Below are 15,592 nucleotides of genomic sequence, written 5' to 3' on the forward strand. Positions count from 1 at the left end.
GATTCCTTCAGGCAACGGGGCGGGGGATGTACCCGACCACTTCCAGGCCGTAGCCGGCCATGCTGGGCATGCGCCGCGGCGCGCCCATCAGGTTCATGCGCTGCACGCCGCAGTCGCGCAGGATCTGGGCGCCCACGCCGTAGGTGCGCAGGTCCATGGTGCCGCGCTCCGGTGCGTGCGATGCGCGGGCGGTGCCCTCGAACTGCGCCAGCAACTGGTGCGCCGTCTCGCCGCAGTTCAGGAGCACGGCGACGCCGCGGCCTGCCGCGGCGATGTGCTGGAGCGTGGCTTCCAGGCTCCAGGAATGCATGGAGCGGTCCAGCTCCAGCGCGTCCAGCACCGACAGCGGCTCGTGCACGCGCACCGGCACCACATCGTCCGGCTGCCAGGCGCCCTTGACCAGCGCCAGGTGCAGGCCCTGGCTGGGCTTGTCGCGCCAGGCGTGCGCCACGAATTCGCCGCAGGCCGTCTTCAGCGGCCGCGAGCCGAGCTTTTCCACCAGGCTCTCGGTCCGGCTGCGGTGCCCGATCAGGTCGGCGATGGTGCCGATCTTCAAGCCATGTTCGGCGGCGAACAGCTGCAGGTCCGGCAGGCGCGCCATGGTGCCGTCGTCCTTCATCACTTCGCAGATCACCGCCGCTGGCGTGAGGCCGGCCAGGGCGGCGAGGTCGCAACCCGCTTCCGTGTGCCCCGCGCGCATCAGCACGCCGCCATCCACCGCCTGCAAGGGGAAGATGTGGCCTGGCTGGACGAGGTCGGCGGCAGTGGCCGTGCGGGCGACGGCCGCCTGCACGGTGCGTGCGCGGTCGGCGGCCGAGATGCCGGTGGTCACGCCTTCGGCGGCCTCGATGGAGACGGTGAACGCCGTGCCCATCTTGGTGCCGTTGCGCGCCACCATGGGCGGCAGCTGCAGGCGCTCGCAACGGTCGCGGGTGAGCGTCAGGCAGATCAGGCCGCGGCCGAAGCGCGCCATGAAGTTGATGGCCTCGGGCGTGACGTGCTCGGCGGCCAGGACGAGGTCGCCTTCGTTCTCGCGGTCCTCCTCGTCGACCAGGATGACCATGCGGCCGGCGCGGATCTCCGCGACGATCTCCTCGACGGGCGCCACCGGCACCGGCGTGACGGGTTGACGTGCGTTCATGACGGGACCCTTCCTGTGCCGAGCATGCGCTCGACGTAGCGGGCGATCAGGTCGATCTCCAGGTTGACCCGGCCGCCGGCTTTCAGCGCGTGCAGGGCGGTGTTGTCCACGGTGTGCGGGATCAGGTTGATCGACAGTTCGGTGCCGTCGGCGCGGTCGGCGATGCTGTTGACCGTGAGGCTGACCCCGTTGACGGTGATCGAGCCCTTGTATGCCAGGTACTTGCCCAGCCCCGGCGGCGCCAGGACGCGCAGCTCCCAGCTTTCGCCCACCGGCTCCATTTTCGTCACGGCCCCGACGCCGTCGACATGGCCGGCCACCAAGTGGCCGCCCAGCCGGTCGTGCGCACGCAAGGCCTTTTCCAGGTTCACCGGGCCGGGGTCCGCCAGGCCAGCGGTCTTGTCGAGGGACTCCGCGGAGATGTCGATGGTGAAGCGGCCTGCGTTGGCATCGAGCGAAGTCACCGTCATGCAGGCGCCGTTGAGGGCGATGCTGTCGCCCAGCCCGACATCGTCCAGGTAGCCGGAGGGCGCGGTGATGGTGAGCCGCTTGCCGTGCTGCCTTGAAGAGCCGAGGTCGTCGATGGCGGCGATACGCCCGACGCCGGTGATGATGCCGGTGAACATACGCGTATTCTCGCAGGTTCACCCGGGACGGCAGGCTGGTTGGGTAGGGCGGGTTCGCGCAGCGACCCCGCCGGTGGGGTCGCTGCGCGAACCCACCCTACGAAAAACCGCGGTCTTTGACGGTGGCGAGCACCCGCAGGTCGGCGCCGATCGGCTCGACGCTGGTGAACTCCAGGGCCACCGCGCCCGCCAGCTCCCCCAGCGGCCCGAAGTTCACCATGCCGCGGCCGGCGCCCAGCAGCTTGGGCGCGAAGTACAGCAGGAACTCGTCCACCAGCCCCTCACGCACCAGGGAGCCGTTGAGCTTGAAGCCGGCTTCGACGTGCAACTCGTTGACGCCGCGCGCGGCGAGGTCCTTCAGCAGCGCGGCCAGGTCCACCTTGCCGCCGGGGCCGGGCAGTTGCGTGACCAGGGCGCCGCGTCCTTCCAGCGCGGCCCGCTCCGGGGCGCGATCCTCGGCGGCGTAGATCCACACCGGCCGGCCGGCCTGGAAGAGGGCGGCGCCGGGTGGCGTCTGCAACTTGCTGTCCACGACCACCAAGGGCGGTTGTTGGCCGACGGGTGCCAGCCGCACGTCCAGGCGCGGGTCGTCTTCCTGCACCGTGCCAATGCCCGTGAGCACGGCGCCCGCCCGGGCGCGCCAGGCGTGGCCGTCGGCGCGCGCGGCCTCACCGGTGATCCACTGGCTGCGGCCGTTCTCCAGGGCCGTCTGGCCATCGAGCGAGGCGGCGATCTTCATGCGCACCCAGGGCAGGCCGCGCACCATGCGGCTGAAAAAGCCGATATTGAGTGCGCGGCTCTCGTCGGCGCCCGGCCCGGTCTCCACCGTGACGCCGGCGGCCCGCAGCCGCGCGAAGCCCTGGCCGGCGACCAGCGGATTGGGATCCGTCAATGAAGCGACGACCCGGCCGACGCCGGCGGCCACCAGGGCGTCGCAGCAGGGGCCGGTGCGGCCGTGGTGCGCGCAGGGCTCCAGCGTGACGAACACGGTGGCGCCACGCACGTCCTCGCCGCGCGCGGCGGCATCCCGCAGGGCCATGATTTCGGCGTGCGCCTGCCCGGCGGCCTGGGTATGCCCGCGCCCCAGCTCCCGCGTGCCGTCCGCCGTGACGATGACGCAGCCGACGCGGGGGTTGGGCTCGCAGAAGCCGACAGCGCGCGCCGCCAGCGCGAGCGCCTCCTGCATCCAGCGGTCCTGAGGTTCCATCAAGCCATTGTGAGCCAAGAGCGTGCGGCATCCGTCACGCCGTCGTTGCCAGCAACGCACTGCGCGGGCGGGGACGGCTGCCTATCGTGCGGTGCATGTCCCAGCGCGCTCGCGGCTTCACCCTGGTCGAGTCCCTCGTGACGCTCGCCATGGTCGGCTCCCTGCTGGCGCTGGGCGCCAGCTCGATGGCCGACCTGTTCCATGGCCTGCGGCTGCAGGCCATGAGCGGCGACCTGTTCCAGCAGCTGATGCTGGCCCGCAGCGAGGCCATCAAGCGCAACGGACGCGTGGTGCTTTGCAAATCCGCGGACGGCAACTCCTGCGCGGGGAGCGGCGCGTGGGAGCAAGGCTGGATCCTCTTCCAGGACCGCAACAACAGCGGCGCCCGCGACGAGAACGAGCCGGTGCTGCATCGGCTGAATGCGCTGCCGCCGGGATGGCGGCTGACCGCCAATGGGCCGGTGGGCCGCTACGTGTCGTACGGTCCGATGGGGGGCGCGCGGATGGCGTCGTCCGGCGCCTTCCAGGCCGGGACGTTCACCTTGTGCCGGACCTCGACGGAGCGCACCGAAGCACGCCAGATCATCATCAACGCGGGTGGCCGGCCGAGGGTGCAGAAGATCTGGTTGAACGACTGCTACTGATCCGTCGGTAGGGCGCGCCGCGCCGTCTGCCAGCCCCCCGCGACGGGGCTGGACCGCTTATCACATGACCGTGACCGCTGGGCGAACCGGCATGGCAGGGGGTGGGTGCGCTGCGTAGCATCCGCTCGTTCCTGTCGTCTGGAGAGAGCCTTGTCCCCAACCTGTCTGAGCCGGTCCCGCAGCGCAGCGGGCTTCACCCTCATCGAATTGATGATCACGGTCGCGATCGTGGGCATCCTCGCGGGGGTGGGTTATCCCGCCTACACCGACTACATCCGCCGCGGCCAGCTGCAGGAGGCGTTCGGTGCGCTGCAGGATTACCGCGTCAAGCTCGAGCAGTACTTCCAGGACTACAAGAGCTACGGCACCACCAACGGCGGCGTCTGCGCCAACGGCACCAACGCGCCGGGGTGGAGCAGCTTCGCTCCCGGAAAATTCTTCAACTACACCTGCCTGGTCGACGGCACCGGCTACGTGCTGACGGCCACCGGCGCGTCGGGCAAGGCCGTGGGCCATGTCTACACCGTGAACCAGGCCAACCAGCAGGGCACCACGTATTTCAAGGGCGCCTCCGTCACCAAGACCTGCTGGGTGGTGAAGGGCACGGAGTGCTGATCATGAAGCGGCAACTTGGCATCAACCTGATCGAGGTCGCCGTGACGGTCTCGGTGCTGGGGATCCTGATTGCCGCCGGCCTGCCCAGCATGGGCGACTGGATGCGGTCCACGCACGTGCGCACGCTGGCCGAGACCACCCAGAACGGCCTGCACAAGGCGCGCCAGGAAGCGATGAAGCGCAACAAGGTGGTCACGTTCTGGCTGGTCTCGCCGCCCAACACCACCCGGCCGGACAACTCCTGCGCGCTCGACACCGCGTCCGGGGCGTGGGTCGTCAGCCTGGAGAACCCGGCAGGGGCGTGCGCGACGGCCCCGTCCGCCTCCGTCACGCCAAAGATCGTGGAGACCTTCGGCCCCGGCAAGAGCGCCGAGGGGCTTGCCGTCGTCGCGAACACGTCTTCCGTCAGCTTCAACGGGTTCGGGCAGCGAACCACCGGCGGCGCCTGGAAGGTGGACATCAGCCACTCCGCCAGCACCACCGTGCGGCCGCTGCGGGTGGAAGTCTCGGCCAGCGGCGGCATCCGCATGTGCGACCCGACCGCCACCGCCATCGATGCCACGGATTCGAGGGCTTGCGTCCAGCCATGAACAAGAAACCGCACATCTCCCGCAAGCCCGCGGCGCGCCGCCAGCGCGGCGTGGCGCTGGTCGAAGCACTCGTCGGCATCCTCATCTTCGCCTTCGGCATCATCGGCCTGGTGGGTCTGCAAGTGGCGATGACGCGCGCGCAGGGCAGCGCCAAGTACCGCGCCGATGCCGCCTACCTGAGCTCGCAGGTGCTGGGGAACATGTGGGCGGACAGGGCCAACCTGGCCTCCTACAACACGGGCGCCGCCTGCGACGCCCATGCGCCTTGCAGCGACTTCGTGCAGAAGGTCGAATCCGGCCTGCCTGCCGGCGCCGTCGAAATCAGCGCCACCGCCGCCACCGGCGTCGTGTCGATGACACTCACCTGGTCCACGAGCGCGGAAGGAACGCACAGCCATGTCGTCTCGAGTTCCATCAATTAAGCGCCAGTCCGGTTTCACGCTGATCGAGCTGATGATCGGCGTGCTGATCGGCCTGATGGCCAGCCTCGCCGTGACCCACGTCCTGGTGAATTCGGAGGGGCAGAAGCGCAGCACGACGTCCGGCTCCGACGCGCAGGTGAACGGCGCGGTGGCGCTGGCCACGCTGCAGCGCGCGCTGCAGCCGGCCGGCTATGGCTTCGCCACCACGCCCCAAGTGGTCGGCTGTACGCTGACGGCATCCTTCGGCGGCGCCGTTGTCGCGAATTTCCCGCCGCGCCTGGTGCCCGTGGTGATCACCGATGGCGCAGGGGACGCCCCGGATTCCGTGCGCATCCTCGCCAGCGGCAAGACCTCGTACTCGGTGCCCCTGCGCATCGTGGCGCCCGGCAACACGCTCACCGCCTACCCGGTGGCAAGTTCCCGTGGCATCGCCAGCGGCGACCTGGTCATTGCCACCAATGCCATCTCCGCCGCGCCCAGCGTTCCGTGCCGCGTGCTGCAGGTGACGGGCACCCCGGGGGCGAGCGTCCCGATCGGCACCACCAGCAGCTGGAACGCGGGCCCGCCCGCCGCAGCCGTGTTTCCCGACGGCGGCGCGCTGATCAACATGGGTACGCCCCTGGACGTGACCTATGCCGTCAGCGGCAACGCCCTGACCGTGCGAAGCCTCACCCTCAATGCGGCGACCTTCGAGCCGGAATACGCCGCGGCCACCGAATTGTTTCCCAACATCGTCCAGTTGCAGGCGCTGTATGGCAAGGACACCATTGCCGACGCCAACAGCATCGTCGACACCTGGAACAGCGTCGCGCCGACGACGCCGGCCGAGTGGCAACAGGTGATCGCCGTGCGCATCGCGGTGGTCGCGCGCAACAGCCAGTACGAGAAGGAAGACGTGACGCACGCCAATGTGTCCTGGGACGTCGGCACCGTGGGGACTTCCGCGATCGGCGCCTCTTGCGTGACCCCGTCGGGCGCCACCAGCCGGTGCGTGTCCATCAAGATCGACGGCCTGGGCGACGACTGGAAGCGCTACCGCTACCGCCTGTTCGACACCATCGTGCCCCTGCGCAACATGCTGTGGTCGTCATGAATCGCATTTCCATCCTTCGCCGATCCGCCCCGCGCGCTGCGCAGCGCGGCGTGTCGTTGCTGTTCTCGCTGATGGCCCTGGTCATCCTGGGCTTCGGCGCCGTGGCGCTGACGCGCTCGGTGGACACCGGCACGCTCATCATGGGCAACCTGGCCTTCAAGCAGGACACCATCGCCGCCAGCTCCCGCGCCACCGAAGAGGCCCTGGTCTGGCTGGCGAGCAATGCCTCCGGCGCCACGCTGAACACCAGCGTCCCGGAACGGGGCTACTACGCCAGCAGCATCGACCAGCTCGATCCCACCGGCAACCACAACCGGGACGAACCCGGCAAGAGGCTGGCGATGGTCAACTGGGACGGCGACTGCAACGGCCTCGCCGAGGGAACCTACGCGACCTGCGACACGCTGCCCTTCACGGGCACCACGGTCGGCGGCAACAGGATGCAGTGGGTCATCACGCGCCTGTGCGACGCCGACGGCGCCCCAGGCCCGGCGAACTCGTGCGTTCGCCCGGCAGCTGCATCCACATCGACCGCGCTCGAGCGCGGCGAGCTCAACCCCGGCGGCCGCATCAGCACCGGCATCGCAGGTCCCTACTTCCGCGTCATCGTGCGCGTGGAAGGGCCGCGCAATACCGTGACCTTCACCGAATCCCTCGTCCACTTCTGACGGACAGCCGCCGAAAGCCCATCATGAAACTCGCTGACCTTCAACTCCAGTCCCGGGTGCGACGATCGCGCGCGGCGGCCGCGTTGCTTGCGGGACTGTTCTGCGGCACCGTCATTGCAGCGACGACCGACATCGCCAACGCCCCGCTGTTCACGTCCTCCAACGACGTGGTCAAGCCGAACATCATGTTCATCCTGGACGATTCGGGCTCGATGTTGCGCGACCACATGCCGGACTCGGCGGATGATTTCGACGCCACGGAGTATGGCCAGCGGTCACAGCAATGCAACGGCCTGGCCTACAGCCCCGCCACTTCGTACCTGCTGCCGGTGGACCACACGGGTGCGGACGCTACCCTCGGCGACCTCGCAGTGCTGGATCCGGCCACCCAGGTGACGGATACGCGCAGCCTGAACAACATCAGCACCTGGCCGGCTGCGGGCGCTTCGGTATCCGTAACGCTGTCGAGCGGAAACGCGAGTGACTATTTCTCGACGACGGGATCGAGCCGATTGGTGACGGTGTACGGTTCCGCCAGCAAGTATTTCACCGCTGTCGTGACCGCCATGAGCAGCGGCACCATGACCCTGAAGGTGCTGGCAGTCGTCGGCACGGGAAGCCTGTCGGGCGGCAAGATCGGTCGCGGCCTCGCCAACACCTACTTCACTTACACCGGCGTGCAGAAAAAGCTGGGCTTCTCCTACGCGACCGACGGAACCGTCATCACGAGCACCACCTTCTACAAGGAGTGCAACAGTCCAATCCGCCCGATCGGCACGACTCCCACTTCTGCCGAACCCGGCAGCGGCGTGTTCACTCCATTCGCTGTCGACGGCGGCGATGCCGTCGCTGCACAGAAGTACGCGAACTGGAAGGCGTACTACACCGACCGCATGAAGCTGATGAAGACGGCCGTGTCCAGGGCGTTCCGCACGGTGGACAAAGACTACCGCGTGGGCTTCACCACCATCAGCTCCACCAACGCGGTGGAAGGTACGAAGTTCCTGAACATCCGGGACTTCGACGCTGCCCAGAAGGAGCTGTTCTATACCAAGCTCTTCGCCACCGTCCCGCCGGCCACGATGACGACCCCGCTGCGCGGTGCGTTGGCCAAGGCCGGCCAGTACTACGCCAAGAAGGCGCCGAGCCAGACGGTCGACCCCGTCCAGTACTCCTGCCAGCGCAACTTCACCCTGCTGTCCACGGACGGTTACTGGAACACCGGATACGAGACTTCGTCGTACGGCCCCTACAAGCTGGACGGAACCACCCTGGTGGGCCAGCAGGACGGCGGGGCAACGTTGCGGCCGATGTTCGACGGCGGCAGCGTGACGGACACGACCACCGAAACCTGGACGGTGACCAAGGACACCTTGACCACTGTCGTCATCCCCTACGTCACGACCAGCACGGTCACACGGAGCACCTCCACGACCGCACCGGCGAGCGCGAACGCTGGACAGCGGCGCGACAATTTCGTGCTCGTTCCCGAGTTCGACGTGGGCGCGAACCTTACCCGTGCCGCAGGCGTCGTGACTGTGACTGTCGCTGGCGGCCACAACCTCGTCACCGGTGATGTCATCGACATTGGCGGCGGCAACAGCGGCACGTTCAACCTCTCGTTCAGGGCGGACAACGTCAGCATCACGGTGATCAGCGCCACGCAGTTCCGGTACAACAGCCCGGGGACTGCCGGGACTCCGGCCGGCACCTACCGGATCTTCCCGGGCGGCGTGGATTGCAGCAGCGGCAGGAGCGTGCAGCGCACGATCCGCGAAACCAGTGACCTGCTGAGCACCACGACGACCTACATGACCACCACGACCCGGCAGCCGTCGACGTCCACGCACGTCTCCACGCTTCGGGAAATCACGCCCTGGACCCGGGTGGTGAAGGTCGTGAACGGAGTGCAGGTGAGCGACACGACCACCCAGGGGGCGCTGTCCAGCAGTACGACCACTTCCACGCCGACGAACGTCACGGGCACCGCGGCCGTCACGACCGCCATCGGCACACCGCCCGCGCCGGCCACCACGGTGGTGTCCGCGGGCCAGACCTCCTGGGTCGCCAGTACGAGCGTTTCGGTCCCGTCGGGCGCCTCTTGCGTGAACAACGCTTCCAATCCCAGCAACGTGACCGCTACGAACCTCCCGTCCACGACGAGCCCCCAGGCGCCGGTGTCCAACGGCATCGTCAGCAGCACGGGTCCCACTCGCACGCAGAACGGCGCCCAGAGCGTCACTCCGCTCAGCACGAGCACGGTGGAAAGCGCGCACGTCAGCACCACGGCCGCGACCACCAGCGGCGGCAGCTTGAACACATTGGCCGACGTGGCAATGTATTACTACAAGACCGACTTGCGGACCAGTGGGCTGAGCAACTGCATTGGCGCGCTCGGCAACGACATCTGCCGGAACAACGGGTCGGGCGACGTCAAGGAGGCCGGGTATTCCTATGGCGACACCGCGCAGTGGCAGCACATGACCACCTTCACGCTGGGCCTGGGCGCAAACGGCTACATGACGTACGACCCGAACTACCAGGAGCAGACGACCGGCGATTTCCGCGACATCATCAACAACAGCCGGAACTGGGCCGCGCCGACCGCGAGCACCAGTGGTGGCGGCCCCGAGAACATCGACGACCTGTGGCACGCCGCGGTCAACGGCCGGGGCAAGTACTTCAGCGCGGGTGACCCGGCCACGCTGGCCAGCAGCCTGACTGCCGTGATCGACACCATCGCGGGGACCACCGGCGCCGCGTCCGCGGCATCGACCTCGTCGCTGCAGCCGGTGCAAGGCGACAACGACATCTACGTCGCGCAGTTCCGCACGCAGGACTGGTGGGGTGACGTTCTTTCCTTCAGCATTTCGCCCACGAGCGGCGCGATTTCGACCACCACCACGTGGTCCGCGAAGGCCCGACTGGATCTGCAGACGCCGGCCAGCCGCACGATCTACTACCGGAATCCGGCGGGCGGCACGACGCTGAAAACGTTCACGACCACCAACCTGAGCGACGATGGCTACATCGGCTCTTTCGAGAACTTCTGCAGCAAGCCAGGGGCCGACGGCGGCAGCGCGCCGGAACAGTGCGCGGACCTGGACACGGCAACCAAGGCCAGCGCCAACACCGCAGACAACCTGGTCAAGTTCATCCGCGGTGACAGGACGATGGCTTACTACCGCTCGCGCGTCCACCTGCTGGGCGACATCATCAATGCCTCGCCGCTGTTCGTCGGCAAGCCGGGCTTCAAGTACACGGAGAACGACTACCAGACTTTCGTGAACGCCTCGCCGGCGCGGACTGCCGTGGTGCTGGCCGCTTCCAACGACGGCATGCTGCACGCCTTTGACCGCCTGACCGGTGATGAAAGGTGGGCCTACATTCCTTCGTTCGTGATGCCCAAGCTGTACAAGCTGGCGGACCGCAACTTCACCAACCACCACTCCTACTTCGTGGACGGTTCGCCGCAGATGGGCGACATCTATGTGGACGGCGCCTGGAAGACCATCGTCGTGGGCGGCCTCAATGCCGGCGGGCGGGGCTATTACGCTCTGGACCTCACGGACCCGGCGAACCCCAAGCAGATGTGGGAGTTCACCAACGACAACCTCGGCCTGAGCTACGGCAACCCGATCATCACGAAGCGCAGCGACGGCACATGGGTGGTGGTGTTCGCGTCCGGCTACAACAACGTGAGTCCGGGCGACGGCAACGGTCACCTGTTCGTGCTGGACGCGAACACCGGCACGCTCCTGACGCAGGTGGACACCTTCACCAGCGGCACCACCGCCGCCGGTGACACCACCACGCCGAGCGGCCTGGCAAAGATCAACTCCTGGGTGGATTCCGAACTGGCGAACGTGTCCAAGCGTTTTTACGGCGGGGACATCCTGGGCAACCTGTGGCGCTTCGACATCGACGGCGTGGTCGCCCCCAACAACGCCGCGCTGCGCCTGGCCCAGCTGACCAACCCCGACGGTGGGGCCCAGCCGGTGACCACCAAGCCTTCGGTGGCGGAGATCACCCACAATGGCTCGCGCTATCCGGTCGTCTTCGTCGGAACAGGCAAGTACCTGGGCACGTCCGACCTGACTGACGGCAGCGTGCAGTCCCTCTACGCGATGAAGGACCCGCTGATCGACTCGTCTTATGGCGACGTGCGCTCCAACACCAACTTCGTGTCGCAGACCATCAGCGCCAGCGGTACGGCCCGAACCAGCACCAACAATGCCGTCGATTGGCTGACCAAGGCAGGCTGGCGGGCCGACCTTCCGGCCGGGGAGCGCATTTCGGTGAATCCGCAGCTCGCGCTGGAGACGCTGTTCGTGGGTTCCAACCTGCCCAACGACGAGAGCTGCACGGTGGGGGGCCAGTCCTTCCTGTACGAGTTCAGCATCGGCAGCGGCGCCTCGAGCTCCACCTACATCGGCAACGTGATGATCCAGGGCCTGACGCTGGTCCAGCTGACCACCGGTGACAACCCCGGCAGCGTGGTCAGCATCATCACGCGCAGCGACGGCACCTTGCAATCGCTGGTCGGGACGTCATCCGGCGGCAGCCCTGTCCTGCGCCGGACCTCCTGGCGGGAACTGGTGGATTGAGTTGGAGCGCCGCCGCGGTTTCTGGCAGGCCGTCGCCGTGACCCTGCTGGGGCACGGGGCGGTGTTTGCCTGGCTGGCGACGGTGCAGCCGGCTCCCGCCCTCCACGGCGCGCTGCACGGCGCGCCGCTCGCGTTCCAGGTGCGTCCGGTGCAGCCGACGGCAACTGCGGAGCCGGCGCCCACCGCGCCCGAGACGCCGGCCGCTCTGCGCGGCACCACCGAGTCCATCCCGCCGCCGGTTGCCGCTGCCGCCACGGCACCCACCCTGGGGCCGGCCACCCCGGAACGAACTGCCGCACCCGCGCCGGATGCGCCTTACCTGCCGCGCGGACAGCTCACGGTGACGCCGAAGCTGGTAGGCCACGTGGACGTGCCTTTCCCGAACGACGTGGACGGCACGGTGGACCTGAAGGTGCGGGTGACGCTGTTCATCGACGAGCGCGGTGCGGTGCAGAAGCTGCGGCTGGACTCGCCCGATGTGCACCCGGCGTTCGAGCGCAGCATCCGCGAAGCCTTCGCGGCGGCCCGCTTCAGCCCGGGAGAGGTGGACCGCGTCGCGGTGCGCTCTCAGGTGCGGCTGGAGATCGACTTCCAGGCGCCGACCGGCCGCAAGTCGTAGGCCGGGTTCGGCGACGAGCCGACCCCGGCATGGTGGTGCAGATCAGCGCCGGATCTCGTCGATGACGGTGCGGAACTCGTCGACGTCCTCGAAGCTGCGGTACACGCTGGCGAAACGCACGTAAGCGACCTTGTCCAGCTTCTTGAGCTCGCGCATCACCATTTCGCCGATGCGGGAGGAGGGCACTTCGCGCACGCCCAGGCCCAGCAGCTTTTCCTCGATGCGCTCCACGGCGCCGTCGATCTGCTCGGTGGACACGGGGCGCTTGCGCAGCGCCAGGTTCATGGAGGCCAGCAGCTTGGCGCGTTCGAAGTCGATGCGCCGGCCATCCTTTTTCACCACCGCGGGGAAAGTGACGTCCGGCCGCTCATAGGTGGTGAAGCGCTTTTCGCAGTGGGCGCACTGGCGGCGGCGGCGGATGAAGTCGCCGTCCTCCGCCATGCGGGTCTCCACCACCTGGGTGTCCGCGTTGCTGCAGAAGGGGCACTTCATCCGGGGCTTTACCTGTAGACCGGGAAGCGGCGGGTCAGGGCGTTGACCTTCTCGCGCACCGCGGCGATGTTGGCGGCGTCGCGCGGCTTGTCGAGCACGTCGGCCAGCAGGTTGGCCGTCAGGCGCGCCTCCTCCTCCTTGAAGCCGCGCGTGGTCATGGCCGGCGTGCCGATGCGCAGGCCGCTGGTGACCATCGGCTTTTCCGGGTCGTTGGGAATGGCGTTCTTGTTGATCGTCATGTGCGCCTGCCCCAGCACCGCCTCGGCTTCCTTGCCGGTGATGCCCTTGGAGCGCAGGTCCACCAGCATCACGTGGCTTTCGGTCCGGCCGCTCACCACGCGCAGCCCGCGCTGCACCAGCGTTTCGGCGACGACCTGGGCGTTCTTCACCACCTGCTGCTGGTAACCCTTGAACTCGGGCGACAGCGCTTCCTTGAACGCGACCGCCTTGGCGGCGATGACGTGCATCAGCGGTCCGCCCTGCAGGCCGGGGAAGACGGCGCTGTTGATCGCCTTTTCGTGCTGCGCCTTCATCAGGACGAAGCCGCCGCGCGGTCCGCGCAGGCTCTTGTGGGTGGTGGAAGTCACCACGTCGGCATGAGGCACGGGGTTCGGGTAGGCGCCCGCGGCGATCAGTCCGGCGTAGTGCGCCATGTCGACCATGAAGATCGCGCCGACGTCCTTCGCCACTCTGGCGAAGCGTTCGAAATCGATGCGCAGCGAGTACGCCGACGCGCCGGCGATGATCAGCTTGGGCTTGTGCTCGTGGGCCTTGCGCTCCATCGCGTCGTAGTCGATGGCTTCGTCCTTGTTCAGCCCGTAGCTCACGACGTTGAACCACTTGCCGCTCATGTTCAACGCCATGCCGTGGGTGAGGTGGCCGCCTTCGGCCAGGCTCATGCCCATGATGGTGTCGCCGGGCTTCAGGAACGCCAGGAAGACCGCCTGGTTCGCCTGCGCGCCGGAGTGCGGCTGCACGTTGGCGGCCTCGGCGCCGAACAACTGCTTGATCCGGTCGATGGCCAGCTGCTCGGCCACGTCGACATTCTCGCAGCCGCCGTAATAGCGCTTGCCGGGGTAGCCCTCGGCGTACTTGTTGGTGAGTTGGGTGCCCTGGGCGGCCATGACGGCGGGCGAGGCGTAGTTCTCGCTGGCGATCAACTCGATGTGTGCTTCCTGGCGGCGGTTCTCGGCCTGGATGGCGGCCCAGAGTTCGGGGTCGGTCTGTTCGATGAGGATGTTGCGGTCGTACATGGCAGTCCTATGGTTCCCTGTCGTTGACGAGGGCTGCCCAGGCGAACGGCGGGTCGCGCGCGGAGCTCGCGCGCGGCACGCTTCCCAGTGGTTGGTGCGGGGGCGGGCCCCCGGATGGATCCACGTCAGCGCCCCGGGCGGGGCGCCTATCGCCAGTCGCGTGCCGGGCTAGTTTACCCGCTCGAAGCGACCGGGCGTCTCAGACCGCCGGGGTCGGCGCGTCGTCTTCCTTGGCGGGCGCGGAGGGGATGGGCATGGGGACCGCGGTGCGCAGGGGCGCTGCCGGGGGGGTCGCCAGCGGCACGGCCCGGCCGCTCGCCACTTCCTTCAGCCGGGCGTGCTCGGCCAGCACCTTGTCGCCATAGCCGCCATCGTCCGGGTGAAGGGCCGCGCCCACATAGAACTTCAGCCCCGCCTGGACCGAGCCGGCCCGCTGTATGCATTCCTGCAACACCTTGGCGCCGACCCGCAGGTTGGTCACGGGGTCGAAGGCGGCCAGCTTGCCGCCGAAGTTCTCGTATTTGTCGCTGTGGATGCCGGTCATCACCTGCATCAGGCCCTGCGCCCCGACCGGGCTCTGGGCGAACGGGTTGAAGCCCGACTCCACCGCCATTACCGCCAGCAGCAGGGTGGGGTCGATCTTCATCTTCTCGCCGATCTCGTAGGCCTCGGCGACCAGCGCCGACAGCGGCTCGGGGGCCACGCGGTACTTCTTGCTGATCCAGTACGCCACGGCCGCCTGCTGTTTGGGCAGGTCCTTGGGATTCAGCGCCGTGGCGCGGTCGATCGCATCGAGTTCGGGCACCAGGCCCAGGGCCTGGGCCTGCCGGGCGTGGAGCCAGGTCATCAGCTGGGACTCGCCCGCCTGGCGCAGATCGGGACGGGCGGCCAGGGTCAGCATGGAAAAAACCGTCGCCAGCCCCACCACCGCGAAGCCGTTGTGCGTGATCTCGAAGAAGCCCTGGGCCACGTCGCCGACGAATGTCTGCACGCCCTTGGCCACATTTCCTAACGCTGTCATAGCACTTCCTTTCTACGCGCGGGTCCGTAGAGGCGCCGCCTGGGGGCGGCATCGCTCCGGCTCCTCGTTTGGATTGGTACGCCATCAGGCTCGAGGCTCCCCGGATTCCGGAGGCGCCTTCGAACCGGACTTAGCCGGGTTCGGCAGCGGGTTGATCTGGTCGTCGTCCCGGCGCGATGGTCGGGACGGGCGGATTCTAGGCAGGGCCTAAATGCTCAGTCAAGGATGTTCTTACCCTGCGTTATGCAAGAACTGTGATATCGATGAGGTAATTTAGTGCTGAGCCAGGGCCGTGAGGCGTGGGAAATTCCCGTCGGAGCCTGTCGGACGGGCCTGACAGTGCGTCGGACGCTCCTTTTTCAGGAGCGCCTCCGCTTGCTGCCGTGCCTCGTGACCGCTTGTCGGGGCACCCGGGACAGGCGGCAGGCGTCAGGTTGGCCGGGGATTCCTGCCTTGCCAGCCGCAATGGCCACGGCCGGAGCCATTGAAAAGTCGATTTGAAAAAGCCGGGCGCGTCGCCTACCTTGCGTGGGTCCAAGTGATTGGACGCCAAGCCGGTAGGGCCACATCCCGTGGTAGCCCCGGCCCCTCTTG

The 15,592-nt window shown here is 67.9% G+C and carries 14 protein-coding genes; 8 read left to right on the forward strand and 6 right to left on the reverse strand.

Translation table 11 applies throughout. The features are described from left to right. Positions 1–7: 7 nt before the first annotated feature. The 3 genes from ribBA to ribD all read right to left on the reverse strand — a co-directional run bounded on the left by ribBA (position 8) and on the right by ribD (position 2,974). On the reverse strand, positions 8–1,141 hold the full coding sequence (ribBA, locus tag WG902_RS00140; RefSeq protein WP_340057846.1) for a bifunctional 3,4-dihydroxy-2-butanone-4-phosphate synthase/GTP cyclohydrolase II: 1,134 nt from the start codon (positions 1,139–1,141) through the stop codon (positions 8–10). After that, the gene (locus WG902_RS00145) at positions 1,138–1,767 is read right to left on the reverse strand and encodes a riboflavin synthase (protein WP_340057847.1); all 630 of its coding nucleotides are present in this window, start codon (positions 1,765–1,767) and stop codon (positions 1,138–1,140) included. The genes ribBA and WG902_RS00145 overlap by 4 nt, the downstream gene beginning before the upstream one ends. A gap of 97 nt (positions 1,768–1,864) precedes the next feature. Further along, a complete protein-coding gene (gene ribD, locus WG902_RS00150; protein WP_340057848.1) occupies positions 1,865–2,974 on the reverse strand; it encodes a bifunctional diaminohydroxyphosphoribosylaminopyrimidine deaminase/5-amino-6-(5-phosphoribosylamino)uracil reductase RibD in 1,110 nt (369 codons plus the stop codon). 95 nt (positions 2,975–3,069) lie between these two features. Here ribD and WG902_RS00155 point away from each other — a divergent pair, with 95 nt between their 5' ends. The 8 genes from WG902_RS00155 to WG902_RS00190 all read left to right on the forward strand — a co-directional run bounded on the left by WG902_RS00155 (position 3,070) and on the right by WG902_RS00190 (position 12,232). Continuing rightward, positions 3,070–3,618, forward strand: coding sequence for a GspH/FimT family pseudopilin (locus tag WG902_RS00155; protein ID WP_340057849.1), 549 nt, complete (start codon positions 3,070–3,072; stop codon positions 3,616–3,618). Positions 3,619–3,768: 150 nt separating this feature from the next. Continuing rightward, positions 3,769–4,233 carry a type IV pilin protein gene (locus WG902_RS00160; RefSeq protein ID WP_340057850.1) on the forward strand — a complete coding sequence of 155 codons (465 nt, stop codon included), beginning with the start codon at positions 3,769–3,771 and terminating at the stop codon, positions 4,231–4,233. Positions 4,234–4,235: 2 nt separating this feature from the next. Continuing rightward, positions 4,236–4,823: a GspH/FimT family pseudopilin gene (locus WG902_RS00165; RefSeq protein WP_340057851.1), complete on the forward strand. Its 588-nt coding sequence runs from the start codon at positions 4,236–4,238 to the stop codon at positions 4,821–4,823. After that, entirely contained in the window at positions 4,820–5,245 is a 426-nt protein-coding gene (locus WG902_RS00170; protein ID WP_340057852.1) for a type IV pilus modification PilV family protein, read from the forward strand. The genes WG902_RS00165 and WG902_RS00170 overlap by 4 nt, the downstream gene beginning before the upstream one ends. Continuing rightward, positions 5,220–6,338, forward strand: coding sequence for a PilW family protein (locus WG902_RS00175; RefSeq protein WP_340057853.1), 1,119 nt, complete (start codon positions 5,220–5,222; stop codon positions 6,336–6,338). Before WG902_RS00170 ends, WG902_RS00175 begins: the two co-directional genes overlap by 26 nt. Next, a complete protein-coding gene (locus WG902_RS00180) occupies positions 6,335–7,006 on the forward strand; it encodes a pilus assembly PilX family protein (protein ID WP_340057854.1) in 672 nt (223 codons plus the stop codon). The genes WG902_RS00175 and WG902_RS00180 overlap by 4 nt, the downstream gene beginning before the upstream one ends. 23 nt (positions 7,007–7,029) lie before the next feature. Next, positions 7,030–11,613 (forward strand): pilus assembly protein, encoded by a 4,584-nt coding sequence (locus WG902_RS00185; RefSeq protein WP_340057855.1) that lies wholly within the window; start codon positions 7,030–7,032, stop codon positions 11,611–11,613. Between the two features lies 1 nt (position 11,614). Beyond that, positions 11,615–12,232, forward strand: coding sequence for an energy transducer TonB (locus WG902_RS00190; RefSeq protein WP_340057856.1), 618 nt, complete (start codon positions 11,615–11,617; stop codon positions 12,230–12,232). 42 nt (positions 12,233–12,274) lie between these two features. Here the strand turns inward: WG902_RS00190 and nrdR are convergent, their stop codons facing one another. The 3 genes from nrdR to WG902_RS00205 form a co-directional block, all read right to left on the reverse strand. After that, the gene (gene nrdR / locus WG902_RS00195) at positions 12,275–12,724 is read right to left on the reverse strand and encodes a transcriptional regulator NrdR (RefSeq protein ID WP_340057857.1); all 450 of its coding nucleotides are present in this window, start codon (positions 12,722–12,724) and stop codon (positions 12,275–12,277) included. 8 nt (positions 12,725–12,732) lie between these two features. Continuing rightward, complete coding sequence (gene glyA, locus WG902_RS00200; protein ID WP_340057858.1) at positions 12,733–13,977, reverse strand: serine hydroxymethyltransferase; 1,245 nt, start codon at positions 13,975–13,977, stop codon at positions 12,733–12,735. Positions 13,978–14,176: 199 nt separating this feature from the next. Next, positions 14,177–14,998, reverse strand: a complete 822-nt coding sequence (locus WG902_RS00205) for a lytic transglycosylase domain-containing protein (RefSeq protein ID WP_340057859.1) — start codon at positions 14,996–14,998, stop codon at positions 14,177–14,179. Positions 14,999–15,592: the final 594 nt, after the last annotated feature.

It is taken from the genome of Ramlibacter sp. PS3R-8 (assembly GCF_037572435.1).
Lineage (GTDB): Bacteria > Pseudomonadota > Gammaproteobacteria > Burkholderiales > Burkholderiaceae_C > Ramlibacter.